A 1073-nucleotide genomic window follows, 5' to 3' on the forward strand; every position below is an offset into this window, starting at 1 on the left:
TGCAGCTGCTGCAGCAGCATTACGCGCGGACCCTCAACATCTGGGCGGCCAACCTGGAGGCCAACAAGGACAAGGCGGTCGCCCTGCAGTCCGAAGAGGTCTACGACAAGTACATGCACTACCTGACCGGCTGCGAGAACTTCTTCCGCAAGGGTGTCACCAATGTGGGGCAATTCACGTTGGTCAAGTAGGGCGGGACAAGTCGGCCCCGAACGGTTCACCGTTCGGGGCCGATTGCTTTACTGGGCCGGTTACTTCTCCAGCGTGAACTGATTGACGTCGGTGTAGCCCGCACGGAACAACTTCGCGCAGCCGGTCAGGTACTTCATGTACCGGTCGTAGACCTCCTGGGACTGGATGGCGATCGCCTGCTCGCGATTGGCCTCGAGTGCCTCGGCCCACAGGTCCAAGGTCCTGGCGTAGTGCAGCTGCAGCGACTGGACGCGGGTCAGGTCGAAGCCCGCGGTCACTCCGTACTCGCCGACGGTCTGCGGCGTCGGCAGCCAACCGCCGGGGAAGATCTCGGCCAGGATGAACTGCGAGAACTGCACGATTTCGTGGGTCAGCTTCAGGCCCTTGGCCCGCGCGTCTTTGAACGACGGCCGAACGATGGTGTGCAACAGCATTCGGCCGTCGTCGGGAAGGATCTCGTAGGCGCGCTCGAAAAATGCGGGATAGCGCTCCATCTTGAAAGCTTCGAAGGCGCCAATCGTGACGATCCGGTCGACCTTGTCCTCGAACTCTTCCCAGCCCTGCAACCGCACCTCGATGTTGCGGCTGGTCGGCAATCCGGCCAGCTTGTTCTTGCTGTACTCAAACTGATTGCGGCTCAGCGTGATCCCGATGACGTTGACGTCGTACTTCTCGACGGCCCGCTTCAGCGCGCCACCCCAGCCGCAACCGATGTCCAGCAGCGTCATCCCCGGCTCGAGGTTCAGCTTTCCCAGCGCCAGGTCGAACTTCGCAATTTGGGCTTCTTCGAGAGTCATGTCATCACGCTCGAAGTAGGCGCAGGTGTAGCCCATCGTCGCGTCTAAGAATAATGCGAAAAATTCATTCGAGACATCGTAAAT

The 1073-nt window shown here is 60.3% G+C and carries 2 protein-coding genes; one reads left to right on the forward strand and one right to left on the reverse strand.

From position 1 onward, the window contains the following. The coding region (locus A5622_RS21205; RefSeq protein ID WP_197508048.1) for a class I SAM-dependent methyltransferase at positions 1-191 on the forward strand (191 nt) is incomplete at its 5' end. A 60-nt stretch (positions 192-251) separates the two neighbouring features. On the opposite strand, the gene A5622_RS21210 is transcribed toward A5622_RS21205, so the two are convergent. After that, positions 252-1073, reverse strand: a complete 822-nt coding sequence (locus A5622_RS21210) for a cyclopropane mycolic acid synthase family methyltransferase (protein WP_066881030.1) — start codon at positions 1071-1073, stop codon at positions 252-254.

Origin of the sequence: Mycobacterium sp. 1245801.1 (assembly GCF_001673055.1) — a bacterium.
Lineage (GTDB): Bacteria > Actinomycetota > Actinomycetes > Mycobacteriales > Mycobacteriaceae > Mycobacterium > Mycobacterium europaeum_A.